The 13,880-nt window shown below is 45.3% G+C and carries 13 protein-coding genes; 9 read left to right on the top strand and 4 right to left on the bottom strand.

What is annotated here, in order from left to right; genetic code table 11:
* Positions 1–273 precede the first annotated feature (273 nt).
* From topA to MASE_RS20400, 7 genes are all read left to right on the top strand, one after another.
* Entirely contained in the window at positions 274–2,928 is a 2,655-nt protein-coding gene (gene topA / locus MASE_RS07790) for a type I DNA topoisomerase (RefSeq protein WP_014949190.1), read from the top strand.
* Between the two features lie 139 nt (positions 2,929–3,067).
* Positions 3,068–3,619, top strand: a complete 552-nt coding sequence (locus tag MASE_RS07795; protein WP_014949191.1) for a DUF2058 domain-containing protein — start codon at positions 3,068–3,070, stop codon at positions 3,617–3,619.
* A 348-nt stretch (positions 3,620–3,967) separates the two neighbouring features.
* Positions 3,968–4,807 (top strand): leishmanolysin-related zinc metalloendopeptidase, encoded by an 840-nt coding sequence (locus tag MASE_RS07800; protein WP_014949192.1) that lies wholly within the window; start codon positions 3,968–3,970, stop codon positions 4,805–4,807.
* A gap of 206 nt (positions 4,808–5,013) precedes the next feature.
* Positions 5,014–5,925 (top strand): LysR family transcriptional regulator, encoded by a 912-nt coding sequence (locus tag MASE_RS07805; protein WP_014949193.1) that lies wholly within the window; start codon positions 5,014–5,016, stop codon positions 5,923–5,925.
* Complete coding sequence (gene mobA, locus MASE_RS07810; RefSeq protein WP_014949194.1) at positions 5,918–6,556, top strand: molybdenum cofactor guanylyltransferase; 639 nt, start codon at positions 5,918–5,920, stop codon at positions 6,554–6,556. The genes MASE_RS07805 and mobA overlap by 8 nt, the downstream gene beginning before the upstream one ends.
* On the top strand, positions 6,546–7,169 hold the full coding sequence (locus MASE_RS07815) for a formate dehydrogenase accessory sulfurtransferase FdhD (RefSeq protein ID WP_014949195.1): 624 nt from the start codon (positions 6,546–6,548) through the stop codon (positions 7,167–7,169). The genes mobA and MASE_RS07815 overlap by 11 nt, the downstream gene beginning before the upstream one ends.
* Positions 7,145–7,327, top strand: coding sequence for a formate dehydrogenase accessory sulfurtransferase FdhD (locus MASE_RS20400; protein ID WP_269719638.1), 183 nt, complete (start codon positions 7,145–7,147; stop codon positions 7,325–7,327). Before MASE_RS07815 ends, MASE_RS20400 begins: the two co-directional genes overlap by 25 nt.
* A gap of 65 nt (positions 7,328–7,392) precedes the next feature.
* Here MASE_RS20400 and MASE_RS07820 read toward each other — a convergent pair whose 3' ends face one another.
* The 4 genes from MASE_RS07820 to MASE_RS07835 all read right to left on the bottom strand — a co-directional run bounded on the left by MASE_RS07820 (position 7,393) and on the right by MASE_RS07835 (position 12,073).
* The gene (locus MASE_RS07820; RefSeq protein ID WP_014949196.1) at positions 7,393–9,717 is read right to left on the bottom strand and encodes an FdhF/YdeP family oxidoreductase; all 2,325 of its coding nucleotides are present in this window, start codon (positions 9,715–9,717) and stop codon (positions 7,393–7,395) included.
* A gap of 142 nt (positions 9,718–9,859) precedes the next feature.
* Positions 9,860–10,870: a pyridoxamine 5'-phosphate oxidase family protein gene (locus tag MASE_RS07825; RefSeq protein WP_041693459.1), complete on the bottom strand. Its 1,011-nt coding sequence runs from the start codon at positions 10,868–10,870 to the stop codon at positions 9,860–9,862.
* Positions 10,871–10,881: 11 nt separating this feature from the next.
* Positions 10,882–11,559, bottom strand: a complete 678-nt coding sequence (locus MASE_RS07830; RefSeq protein WP_014949198.1) for a glutathione S-transferase family protein — start codon at positions 11,557–11,559, stop codon at positions 10,882–10,884.
* Positions 11,560–11,611: 52 nt separating this feature from the next.
* Entirely contained in the window at positions 11,612–12,073 is a 462-nt protein-coding gene (locus MASE_RS07835; protein ID WP_014949199.1) for a nuclear transport factor 2 family protein, read from the bottom strand.
* A gap of 144 nt (positions 12,074–12,217) precedes the next feature.
* On the opposite strand from MASE_RS07835, the gene MASE_RS07840 reads away from it, so the two are divergent.
* Together MASE_RS07840 and MASE_RS07845 are read left to right on the top strand one after the other, a co-directional pair.
* Positions 12,218–13,126: a LysR family transcriptional regulator gene (locus MASE_RS07840; protein WP_041693461.1), complete on the top strand. Its 909-nt coding sequence runs from the start codon at positions 12,218–12,220 to the stop codon at positions 13,124–13,126.
* Positions 13,127–13,349: 223 nt separating this feature from the next.
* Positions 13,350–13,814, top strand: a complete 465-nt coding sequence (locus MASE_RS07845; protein WP_014949201.1) for a GNAT family N-acetyltransferase — start codon at positions 13,350–13,352, stop codon at positions 13,812–13,814.
* The last annotated feature ends 66 nt before the right edge of the window (positions 13,815–13,880 follow it).

Consider the following 13,880-nt stretch of genomic DNA (forward strand, 5'->3'; position numbering starts at 1 on the left):
CTTCACACCTGAACATGTTGTCAGGCTAGGTTGGAATGGCTGGCATTATACGGCTTTTAAGGCCAATGCCAATCGCGCTGTTTGTTTTTTGTGCAGTTTTTGCGCGTGTTTAAAGCAAAGGAAAGAATAAGTATGAAGAAGATCTTGTTTTCCATTCACTTTGTAGATATATGTTAAAAAAGAGCGAGTACCCTATATATAGTGCAAGGTTGCTCCAATTTTCAGAATTTGACGTAAATAGTCATTAAAAATCAATAGGTTTAGTTCAATTATATGGCAAAATCACTGGTCATAGTCGAGTCACCAGCCAAAGCGAAAACGATAAATAAATATCTCGGTAAAAATTTTATCGTAAAAAGTTCGGTTGGCCACGTGCGAGATCTTCCGACGAAGGCTTTAGGCAAAGTAGAGCCTAAAAAACCGGCTAAAGAACTCAAAACTTTAAGCGAAGAAGAGCGTCAAGAATATCTTCGCCGTCACGAATATTTGAAGCTTGTAGACAGAATGGGTGTGGATCCAGAGAAAGACTGGAAAGCCCACTATCAAGTGCTGCAGGGTAAAGAGAAAGTCGTTAACGAACTTAAAAAGCTTGCTAAAGATGCTGACACTATCTATCTCGCGACCGATTTGGACCGCGAAGGGGAAGCGATTGCATGGCATTTACAAGAGCTGCTAGGTAAAAAAGACAAAACTTACCAGCGAGTGGTGTTTAACGAAATTACTAAAAACGCGATTCAAGATGCGTTCTCAGATCCGGGCGAACTAAATATCTCTCGCGTCAACGCCCAGCAGGCTCGTCGATTCCTGGACCGTGTTGTAGGCTTCATGGTATCGCCACTTCTGTGGAAAAAAATTGCGCGAGGCCTCTCAGCAGGGCGAGTTCAATCGGTAGCGGTTAGACTTGTTGTAGAGCGTGAGCGAGAAATTAAAGCGTTTGTACCTGAAGAGTTTTGGGACGTACACGCAGATTTAACTAGCAAGCAAAAAGCGGCACTGCGCATGCTGGTAGCAAAGCACCAGGGCAATGCGTTCAAGCCTAAAAACAAGGCCGAAACTGATAAAGCGCTTGCTGACTTAGAAGGGGCTAACTACACGGTAGAAAGCCGCGAGTCAAAGCCTACGCAAAGTCGTCCTTCTGCACCATTTATTACCTCAACGCTACAACAAGCGGCAAGTACTCGATTGGGCTTTGGTGTTAAGAAAACCATGATGATGGCACAGCGCCTTTATGAGGCGGGCTACATCACCTATATGCGTACGGATTCAACCAATTTAAGCCAAGAGGCGTTGGACAGTGCTCGTGCATACATTTCAGATAATTTTGGTGACAAGTACCTGCCTGATTCGCCAAATCGCTACGGCAGTAAAGAAGGTGCGCAAGAGGCGCACGAAGCGATCCGTCCTTCAAACGTGAGCATAAGTGCTGCAAGTTTAGGCGATATGGAACGCGATGCACAGCGTCTTTATGAGCTTATTTGGCGCCAGTTTGTGGCCTGTCAAATGACCCCAGCTAAGTACGATGCAACCACTATCAAAGTGGCGGCGGGTGATTACGAGCTGACGGCGAAAGGCCGCGTACTTAAGTTCGATGGTTGGACTTGCGTTCAGCCTCAGCTTCGCAAAAAAGGCGAAGAAGAGCTCATGTTGCCTGATGTACAAAAAGGCGATGTGCTTGACTTAAAAGCGCTTGATCCTAAACAACACTTCACCAAGCCTGTAGCGCGATTTAATGAAGCTTCGTTAGTAAAAGAGCTTGAAAAACGCGGTATTGGTCGTCCATCGACCTACGCCAGTATTATTTCGACGATTCAAGATCGCGGCTATGTGCGCTTAGAGAACAAGCGTTTTTATGCCGAGAAAATGGGCGAAATCGTAAACGATCGTCTGATGGAAAACTTTGACGATTTAATGAGCTATGACTTCACTGCCAACATGGAGCAGCATCTTGATGATATTGCTGAAGGCAAGAAAGATTGGAAGGACGTGCTCAACGACTTTTACAGCGGCTTCTACGGAAAACTGTTAAACGCTGAGAAAGACCCTGAAGAGGGCGGTATGCGCTTGAATCAGGCAGTGCCTGCAGGTGTTGAGTGCGATAAATGCGGCCGTGAAATGAACGTGAGAACCGCGTCAACTGGCGTATTCTTGGGCTGTTCAGGCTACAATTTACCGCCGAAAGAGCGCTGCACAAACACCATGAATTTAACGCCTGGTGATGAAGTCGTGAAAGTGGACGATGAAGAAGAGCTCGAAACGGAAGCGCTTCGTTCTAAAAAGCGTTGTCCTAAGTGCGGCACGGCGATGGACAGTTACTTGGTTGACGAAACCCGTAAACTTCATGTGTGTGGTAACACGCCAACATGTGATGGCACCTTAGTTGAAACAGGCACATTCAAGATAAAAGGCTATGACGGCCCCATTATTGAGTGTGATAAATGTGGCAGCGATATGGAGCTTAAAAACGGTCGATTTGGTAAATACTTCGGCTGCACCAACGAAGAGTGTAAGAATACTCGTAAGCTACTTAGAAACGGTGAAGCTGCGCCGCCAAAAGAAGATCCGGTAGATTTACCTGAGCTTCCGTGTGAAAAGTCTGACGCGCATTTTATGCTACGTGATGGCGCTTCGGGAATTTTCTTAGCGGCGCATAACTTTCCAAAGTCGCGTGAAACTCGTGCGCCGAAAGTGGAAGAACTTGCTCGCTTTAGAGATAGAATTTCGCCGAAATTCTACTATCTTGCTGATGCGCCACAAACAGACCCTGATGGTAACCCTGCAATAGTTCGATACAGCAGGAAGACCAAACAGCAATACGTGATGTCTGAGAATGACAACGGTAAAGCAACAGGGTGGTCTGCGTGGTACGACAATGGCAAATGGCAGGAGCAAGCCGCTAAAAAGCCAGCGACTAAAGCCAAGAAGAAGTAACGCCTTTAATTCGGAAAAGGTAAAAATAGACCTTTAATTGAAATTCACAAGCCCGACATTGCTCGGGCTTGTTACGTAGTTAAAAGACGGTAAACGTCTGCAAAGCGTATCAATAGAAACAGAGTAACAGAGAGTAATTATGGCCTCCTTACAAGACCAACTACTGAAAGCCGGTTTGGCCGATAAAGCGTCTGCAAAGCAAGCGCGTGCAGATAAACGCAAAAAACAAAAGCAAAAGAATAAGCAAAAACAACCTGTCGCTGATGAAGCGACTATTGCTGCTCAACAAGCAGCTGAAGAGAAAAAAGCGCGCTCACGCGAGCTAAACCAGCTTCAACAGCAGGAGCGAGAGAAGCGCTCAATTATTGCGCAGGTAAGGCAGCTTATTACGGTAAACAAACAACCGCGCAATGGCGAAACCTTACTTAACTTTACACACGACAACGTAGTAAAGCGTCTGTATGTGAGTGAAGAGATGCACAAGCAAGTGACAAAAGGTCGTTTGGCTGTTGTATTGCTAGATGACGCTTATGAACTAGTACCAGCCCCCGTTGCTGACAAAATTGCACAGCGCGACGAGGCTTCAGTTATTTACCGTGCTGATTTAGATAAGAGCGGAGCCGATGGTAAAGATGAAGAAGAAGATGATTGGTACGCCGATTATGAAATTCCAGATGATTTAACCTGGTAGGCCCTCTAATTGATTCTCGCAGCCGCGTTCTGTATCACAGAGCGTGGTAAGCGGGAAAGTAGACGTAAAAAAATTTCAATAATTCGCCCCCTCCCAATACGCCATTGTGCCAATGGCGAACGACTTACCGTTAAGCATTCTCTGTTAAAAAATTCAACACGTTGATCTTTAGTAATTTTTACTTTTGCCGTTAACAAGCAATCTTTCTCATAACTACTTACGGTTTTCTCTACTATAGTTTTTTTTAGTCCTTACCCTGTTGAGCTTTGAAATACAGCAAAGATAAACAGGCCTACGTTACTAATTTTATTTGCATCGAACGTTTTTTCTTAGTTTTGGAGGGGTGCCATGGGTGTCTCAATTAAGTGGTTCTTCAGTGTTGTGGTGTCGTTGTGTGTGTCTTTTTCAGCAAATGCAGGACTATTCAAAATTTCTATTAACGATCTTGGTGGTTTAACACCTTCACAATCCAGCGTTTTTGATGATGCAATCGCTTATTGGGAGTCTTACCTAATAGGCGTTCAAAGCGAGTTTAATCACAATATTGTTATAGATGCGAGTGGCGTTGCACTTGATGGTGTGGGTGGCGTATTGGGTAGTGCTGGCCCAACGGGTATCACTCAGCTACCAGACAGCACTTTTGTTTATGCAAATAAAGGCCGCATGCGTTTTGATACGGCAGACCTTGATAGCTTAGAAAGTCGCGGTACGCTTTTTGATGTCATCGTACACGAGATGGCCCATGTTATTGGATTTGGAACATTGTGGACGACCGACTTTTTTATTGCGGGCAGCCAATCTAACTACGTCAGCGGTTCAGGGCGTTACATCGGAGAGTACGCTTTGGAAATTTATCGCCGCGAGTTTGTTGAAAACGCCACATTTATTCCTGTAGAACTGGGGGGAGGAGCCGGCACTGCCAACAGTCACTGGGACGAACCTTGGCCTGGTGGTTCATCAGATTTAATGACAGGGTATTTGGGGCCATATCCAATTTCGTTAAGTGATACCACTGTAGCGTCGTTTGCTGATATTGGCTATTTGACTACGGTTACTCATGCAGTAAGTGAAGCCGCAACGGTATGGCTATTTCTATTTTCAATGGGACTTGTTGTAAGAAGGCATCATCAAAGGTCAACAGGCGCTAGTACACGTCGTCTACAAATTTTTCAGGCGATGTCGGTCTAGCAGCGTTGAAGCGCTTGCGCAGAACAAAATGCTAAATCTATGCTGGGCGAATAATCTTGAGTGATAGTTTCTATCAATCAGTATGTGCACATATTTTTGGGATTTTTGGCTTATTCTAAAAACATGCGTTTAATGTACTTACAAGTCAAGCATTTCATTGGTAGAATCATGATAGAAGCTATCTATCATGATTAAGGAATTGGTCTTTGGATATTCGTCAGCTCCGGTTTCTGGTCGCGTTAGATGAGACGCAGCACTTCGGTAAAGCGGCTAAGTCGTGCAATGTTACACAACCCACGCTTTCTTCACGCCTTCATAATTTAGAAGATGAGCTTGGCATTCAGTTGGTGGCTCGCAACCACAGATTCCAAGGCTTTACGCCGGAAGGTGAAAGAATTTTGGCATGGGCAAGGAATATCTTAGCGGCGTGTGACGGACTACAAGCGGAAGCTGCATCGTGCAAAGGTGCCTTAGTTGGCCGACTTCGGATTGGTGCCGTTCCTCTAGCGAGTGTCGATCCTATCGACATTATTGACACCCTCTCAAAACAGCACAGTGCACTACAGTTTTCCTTACAAACACATAGCAGTGAGTATATCGTTAACGCGCTACACCGTAACGAGCTTGACCTGGGTCTTTGTTACCTTGAAGGCATGAGCGCGCAACACTTCCATATTTTGCCGTTTAAAGCTACACCAATGGTGTTGCTGTATCACCCTAATCATTACTGCTTTGAGCAAGATACCCTAAGCTGGCAGTCTCTTTCATCACTGCCACTTGGGTTATTAACACCTTCAATGCACTTTAGGCAGTCAATCACGTTAAACATGGCTAATGTGGGCGTGAACAATGAGCCTGTTATTGAATCAGACTCGGTTCATTGTTTACTGCAAGCAGTGAAAAAGGGGATGTGTTGTACGATCCTTCCAACCAACGTCGCAAAGGCCAATGATGATTTAGGACTCGCCTATGTTACTGTTGACGATGGTAAAACCATTTCGCCTTTAGGGCTCATCATGCGAAAAGGCGAACCCAGCTCTCCCATTGCCAAACAATGCTTTGAGTTTTTAAAAGGATATGAGGAGATTTTCAATAAAGGGGGCATATGCTGTGAGTAAAGTGAATACGACACTCATCGGTTTAGCGCTTGCGGGTGGTCAATCGCGCAGAATGGGGCAAGATAAAGCACTTATGCGTTATCAGGGCCGTACTCTCATCGATAATGCTTCGTTACTTTTACAGTCTGCGAGTTGCGATAAAGTGTTAATTAGCCGCAACGCGCCAGGTTTTTTGAATGACAAAATTGAAGATGCAGGTCCGCTTAGCGGAGTACATGCTGTTTTAGACGCACTATCTCAACCTGATAATCACAATGGCAATCCTTGTGAACTACTTGTTCTTCCCGTTGACATGCCGCAGATGACGCCCGAGCTTTTGAGAATATTAGTCTCGCGAGGGCGAGAGGCTGAAAAGGCATGTTATGTGGAAAAACGCTTTTTGCCTTTCTATTTACCCGTTACTCAGGACACCAAAGCCCTCTTAGCCAACTATCTAGTTGAGCAAAGTAAAAGACGAGTGGTAGGATTTTTAGAAATTCTCAATGCAGTTTCTCTTAAAGAAGGCGACCTCAAAAAAATAGCGCGTAAAGATGAAAGCGATAACAAAAAGCGTCTCGCAAATATGTCCAATGAAGATGGCGTAGAGTGGTTGAATGTGAATACTCCAGGTGATTGGCCACATGAAAAGTAACACTGAACAACACGCATTAGTTTTAGATGCTACACCCTATACGCAAAAGTTTGCCCTTGCCGAAGAAGTCGCTTTAAGCATTAGTTATAACGGTATTAATTATGCCGTAATGCTGATAACCCCAAACGACATTGAAGATTTCATTGTGGGCTTCAGTTTAAGTAACGACATTATCGAACATCCCCGCCAGCTTTACGGTATTGAATTGACGCATCACAAAGAACACATCAATGCGGAAGTTGAAATTGCCAATCAGGCGTTCTGGAAGTTAAAGGAAAATAAACGGCAATTGGCGGGGGCGTCGGGCTGTGGGCTCTGCGGTGTTGAGGCATTAGACAACGCTTTGCCTCAATTGACGTCTATTGATGTATCGCCTTTGCCTGATGTGAGCTGGTTTAAAGGATTGCGAAGCCTTATATCTAATGCGCAAGCATTAGCTCAGCAGAGCGGTGCGGTGCATGGAGCGCTCTACATTGATGCTAAGCGCAATGTGCTGGCATGCCGAGAAGATATAGGAAGGCATAATGCTTTTGATAAATTAATTGGTGCTATCACCACCAAAAACTCTTTCAACCTGAAGGTATTGTTGTGCTCACAAGCCGCTGCAGTTTAGAGTTGGTTCAAAAAGCGATAAGAGCTAAATTACCTTTGGTAGTGACGCTATCTGCTCCTACAGCCTTATCAGTAAAGTGGGCAAGCCGTTATGGTCTCACCCTGATCCATGTACCTAAGTATGACCCTCCAAGAGCTTACGCACCGCAAGAAAAGTAGTGCGCAGCGAGCCAGTTAGAAACAAAGGGCCTGTACTGATAAGTGCCGGATAAGCAAAGAAAAGCTTACACCGCAGAGACTGCTATTCTGCCATCTGATTCAGATTTAGAAAGCTTGATCGCGATAAATTTCGATGTTGGTGTGAACGTGCCATCACCGTAACTTTCTAGTGGTACTAACGGATTGGTTTCGGGGTAATATGCTGCCGCTTGACCTTGCGGGATGTCGTAAGCCACCAACATAAACTGTTTAACTTGGCGTGTTTTGCCGTCGTTCCACATTGACGTAATGTCGACTTTATCGCCATCGTTAAAACCCAGCTTCTTAATGTCACGTTCATTGACAAACAGAACGTCCCGCGCGCCAAACACGTTTCTGTAGCGGTCATCCATACCATAAATAGTTGTGTTGTACTGATCATGAGAGCGCAGTGTTTGTAAAATGAGGTCCGGCTCTTCACCTTTCGCAACGAGGTCGGCATTTAACAGTGAATCAGGCAGGGCGTTAGCAGCAAACTCGGCTTTGCCCGATGGTGTTAACCAGCGTCTCTCACCTGCTGCATTACCTAAATGAAAACCACCTGGTTGAGCGAGTTTGGTGTTAAAGTCTTTAAAACCGTCTATGGTGTCGGCAATGAGCTCACGAATATTGTCGTAATCGCTTATTAAGAAGTCCCAGTCTACCGGCGTGTTGCCTAACGTCGCCTTCGCGATACCAGCAATAATAGCGGGTTCAGAGCGAAGTTCGGGCGAGCTTGGCGGAAGTTGGCCATAAGAAATATGGACCATAGAAAATGTATCTTCCACAGTCACGCCTTGTTGCCCGCTAGCCTGCATGTCAATTTCAGTACGTCCCAAGCAGGGTAATATAAGCGCGTCTTTACCTGTGGTTAGGTGAGAACGATTTAATTTGGTGGCGATATGAACGGTTAAGTCGCATTGTGACAGCGCAGCGTGAGTACGCGGCGTATCTGGCGTCGCCTGGGCGAAATTACCGCCTAAGCCGATGAAAACTTTGGATTCACCACTTTCCATAGCCTGGATAGCTTGAATCGTATTGTGACCTCTTTCTCGTGGAACGGCGAAGTTAAACTTGTTCTCTAGTGCGTCAAGCAATGCTTTGGGGGGTACTTCGTTAATACCCACAGTTCTATCCCCCTGCACATTGCTGTGGCCACGAACGGGAGAAAGCCCTGCACCAGGCTTGCCCACGTTTCCTCGTAGTAGTTGTACGTTCACTATTTCCTGAACCGTAGCTACTGAGTGCTTGTGTTGGGTGATCCCCATTGCCCAGCACATGATCACCCGTTCTCCACGTCTGTACATGGTTGCCGCGTGACGTATTTCGTCTTTTGATAAACCGCTCTGCGCTTCAATATGCTCCCAGCTCGTCGCTTCAACGGCACTCAAATAATCGTCCATTCCATTGGTATGTGCGTTAATAAAGTCGTGGTCGAATACGGGAGGAGCATTGTTCGCTTTGGCTTCTTGCTCCCAAGTTAACAGCCATTTAGCGATGCCGCGCATAACCGCCATGTCACCACCAAGAGCAGGCCTGAAATAGGCGGTATTGGTTGGCTCAGAGCCATTGGTAAGCATTTCAACGGGATGCTGCGGGTTTTGAAATCGTTCAAGGCCACGCTCTTTTAACGGGTTGAAGCATACCACTTGCGCCCCTCTTCGTACTGCTTCACGAAGAGGTTCTAGCATGCGAGGGTGGTTAGTTCCCGGATTTTGGCCGATAACAAAAATGGTGTCTGCTTTTGCAAAATCATTGAACGTAACTGTGCCTTTGCCCACGCCTATCGTAGGTTTCATACCTTGCCCCGACGCTTCGTGGCACATATTTGAACAATCGGGAAAATTATTTGTGCCAAATGCGCGCACGAATAACTGATATAAATAGGCGGCTTCATTACTCGCCCGCCCGGAGGTATAAAACTCCGCCTGATGAGGGGAATGTAAACCCTTCAAGTGTTTGGCAATAAGTGCGAAGGCATCGTCCCATGATACTGGTTCGTAATGGTCTGCTTGAGCATTGTAGCGCATAGGGTGGGTGAGTCTCCCTTGTGACTCAAGCCAGTAGTCGGTGTGCTTTTTCAGTGAGCCGACCGAATACTTAGAGAAAAATGTTGGGTCTACATAGCGACCGGTAGACTCCCAGTTCACTGCTTTAGCACCATTTTCACAAAACTTCACTAAACCACTTTCTGGTGATTCACCCCACGCACAGCCTGGGCAGTCAAAGCCTTTGTCTTGGTTCGTTTTGAGCATGGCTCGTAGATTCTTAAGTGGCTTTTCGCTTTGGATCCAGCTCTGGGTTACACTCTTTAGTGCTCCCCATCCGCCAGCGGGTTTGTTGTACGTTTTTATGTTACGCTTATCACTCATGTTCTGCCCCTGTGTCTACGCGGGCATTTGCCCTTGTCTACAAAACCTAACCAAGACTTTTTGTCTAAACAGCGTAACCATTCTGGTTACGGTATTCCAATTGATTACGCTAACTAGATGATAGGGTTCATCAATTAACCGCTTATTTCCAGTCGCCTGTCTTTAGTGTATAGGGGGACATGTCTGTAATCTCATGGGAGTAGGGATATACACCCGAAATATGTGTTACCGAGAGTACCGAAAGAGACACAAAGCGCTCTGCACCTTCAAATGCGGTTATATTCGATTCGAGGGATTCGATACTCGCCTTTGCTTTTATAAACAGAAGGTCACCTGTTTCATTATCCCAAAAACACAGACCGACGCGTGGGTCCAGTAGGATGTTGCCCAAGGTATTAAAGAATTTATTACCGCTAAAATCAGGAAAGATTAACGAATTCCCTTCCACTTTAACAAAGCCTGCTTTGCCCCCCCTGTGAGAAACGTCTAGCCCTTCATTCGCGGCATGGCCTAAAGATTTATGTCGTGAGGCAATAAAAAACGTTTCAGCCCTTGATATTAGCGAGCGTGCGCTTGGGGTGAGCTCATTCGATGTTGAAGTAAAAAATGTAGAATCACCGGCACCTACTGTGTTTTTCATTGGGGCAGTCTGAACGGCACGTTGTTTTTTGACTGTGGTTCGTTTGTGAATGTATTGGGGGCAGTTACCGAAACTTTGATCTACCAATACCAAAAGGTTTTCATTAGTTGCGTGACTTATCGTACCGTTCAACCGATTTCTTCGCCTTGTAGCGTATTCAATGCCGACGATTCCAATTTTGCTGCCTGAAGTCACGTCGAGATTTAACGAGTGTTGCATCATATTCCAAACTTCTACTGGTAGGCTAAAGCGCAATTGGGTAGCAGAGGGACTTTCTATGAAACCTCCTTCTCCCCAAACAGGGGTGGCTACAGGGTGCCCTTTTTCGTCTACCAAGGCGAAAACAGTGAACGGACTGGATGTAAAGAACTGTCTGTGTTGTTCCGGCATAAAGCTACGGATAAAACCATTCGTCCGCTCACCGATTTCCCTGTCAATTTCCAGCTTTTTTTGCAGTGCAATTTCGCCTTGATGAAACGCTGGGTTCAAGGATGATAGCTTAGGTAGAGACATAACGACCTCAATTAACTATGCGGACTGGTATTGCGCGCTGGTGCGATGTCAGACGCTGGCATTGGAACAAAATTATCCAGACTCTCAACCGCATTTATCCAGGCATTGATAAGAGGAAACTTGGACAACGATATTCCTCCTTCAGGGGCATGAGCTATATACGAATACATGGCGATGTCTGCTGCGGTAACGTGTTCGCCAACCAAAAAAGCACTTACCGTGTTTCCTAGATGAGCCTCGATGTTTGCAAGTAACGTCTCGCTGGTGGCTAGTACTGTGGGCACATGAATAGTTGCTCCAAATACGTATTCTAATCGCGCTGCGGCCGGCCCTTTAGCAAGTTCACCCGCTGAGACTGATAGCCAGCGTTGAATTAGCGCTTTTTCTTTGGCGTCCTTTCCTAGCCAATAGTCACTGTCTGCGTATGCGTGGATCAAATAAACCAGAATGGCATTGGAGTCAGCCAACGTGATATCACCGTCTGTTATCACGGGGACTTGTTTAAACACGTTAAGTGAGCTGAAGCGATCACTCTTGTGCTCGCCTTTGGCCATGTCAGGCTCAACGGTTGTGAAAGGGATGGCATTCAGTGTCATAAATAATGAAACTTTGTGACAGTGGCCAGATTTAGGGTTTTGAATCAAAACAATAGGGCTTTTTGGCAATGTATTGCTTGTTGGATTTGTCATAAATTCATCCTCTCAATAGAAATGGTTAGTTGGGTGTTATTATCAACATTGTTTACAGCTCAAGCTCGGACAGCGTGGGAAAATCGTCAGGGCGTCGTTCGCCATCCCACGTGAACTTTCGGTCACTTTCTGAAATAGGATGTTCGTTGATACTGGCAATACGTTTTTCCATTAAGCCATCAAGGTTGAACTGCCAATTTTCATTACCGTAAGCTCTATACCATTGACCAGAATCGTCCTTGTACTCGTATGCAAAGCGCACTGCTATGCGGTTTGCGTTGAATGCCCATAGCTCTTTTACTAATTTATAGTTGAGCTCTTTGTTCCACTTTCTCGTCAAAAAACTCACTATTTGAGCACGTCCTTCAAAAAATTCTGCTCGGTTGCGCCAACGGCAGTCAAAGGTATAAGCACCTGCAACTTTTACCGCATCTTTGGTGTTCCATGCGTCTTCAGCAAGGCGCACTTTTTGCGCTGCGGTTTCAGGTGAAAAGGGGGGAAGTGGTGGTCTCATAAATAACTCCTGTAGGCATTGGGCTGTAGTGTAAAAACGTTAACCTGAACGAAAACGTGTAAAAGCTGATAGCGATATTAGAACTTTCCTTTTATTTAATAATTAGCTATTTTTGAAATTTATAATTTCATTGAGTGAAATAATATGGACAAGCTTTTGTGCATGAGAGTGTTTGCAGAGGCTGCTAAGTCGGGAAGCTTTGTAGGAGCTGCAGACGCGATGTCGATGTCAGCGCCTGCGGTTACTCGGTGTATTGCACATTTAGAGGCACAGTTAAATACTCGACTTTTTCATCGCACAACGCGGCAAGTGAAGTTGAGTGAGGTTGGTGAACATTACCTTATTCATGTTTCACGTATACTGGCAGATATTGAGCAAAGTGAAGCTGCTGTGTCTGGCATTGACTTGGTGCCCAGAGGTGAGCTTAACATCACGGCACCAATTTTGTTCGGCGAACGTTATGTAACGCCAATAATATCCCAATTTCTTAAGGACTATCCCGACATTAGGGTTAACGGGCATTTTCACGACGATGTGGTGAATCTAATTGATAGCAATATGGATGTAGCAATACGTATAGGTAACCCGAAAGACTCTTCGCTTTACGGTGTTACGGTAGGATACGTACGGCGTGTAACCTGTGCGGCGCCTAGCTACTTGGCGAGTAGCCCGGCCATAAAAAAGCCAGAAGATTTAAAACGGCATAGTGTGCTTTATCCGAAGCGCTTTAACGAGCCAGCGGTATGGACGTATCACAAAAACGGCAGACCTATTGCCATTAAGCTCACACCTCGTTTTCAATCCAACCAAAACAGAGCGGCTATTAACGCCGCCATTGCAGGCGTTGGGGTTGTTCGGTTGATGTCCTATCAGGTTGCAGAAGCACTTAGAAGTGGTGATTTGGTAAGTTTGTTAGAAGATGTGGAAGACAAAAAGTTGCCTATACAGGTGGTAAGTGTTGAAGGGCGTAAGAACCTTACTAAGGTTAAAATGTTCATTGACTATGTCAAGGCAGGGTTGGCGAACAACGAGTATCTTAACCCTAGAGCCTGAATAATCCAGAGTATCTTGACCTACGCGTGTGGTGCTCAGACTGTAGCATAAGTTGTGAGTAAAATGGGTTGCGTTACACTAAACCAATCGTTATCGTCGCAGAGATTTTAAAGTTAGCATTTTAAAATTGGCATCTTAAAATTTGTATTTTGACATCTATAACTTTAACAGGATCTGTTAAAGGCGCTACTCAAACGTTAATAATAAAAATCATCGAGGCAACATGGTTTCCTGGCAATCACTTACATTTAATGAACTGACTAATCATCAACTCTTCGACTTGCTCAAGCTGCGTGTCGATGTTTTTGTCGTTGAGCAAAACTGTGCCTATCCGGAGCTTGACGAAAAAGACCGCCATCCAAAAACTCATCATTTAATGGGGTTTCAAGATAACAAATTGGTAGCGTGTGCACGATTACTTGGCGAAGGGGTTAGTTATCCATCGGTGAGTATCGGTCGAGTAGCTACCAGCGAAGCTTTCAGAGGTAAAGGGGCGGGCAGAGCACTTATGCGTGAAGCCATTGATCATTGTGAGGCGTTATGGCCAGGCTGTGATATTGAAATTGGCGCGCAAGAGTATTTAAAACGGTTTTATGAAGGTTTTGGGTTTGAAGCCACCTCGACTATGTACTTGGAAGACGATATTCCTCACATCGATATGAAAAGAGCAGGCACGGCAACAGAGTAGCTCAGTGCCTAGCTCGAAATATTGGTTTGCATGACCTTTTATGGCCCAGGCGTTTAACCTAATAAT

The sequence above is a fragment of the Alteromonas macleodii ATCC 27126 genome, from assembly GCF_000172635.2.
In the GTDB taxonomy this organism is placed as follows: domain Bacteria; phylum Pseudomonadota; class Gammaproteobacteria; order Enterobacterales; family Alteromonadaceae; genus Alteromonas; species Alteromonas macleodii.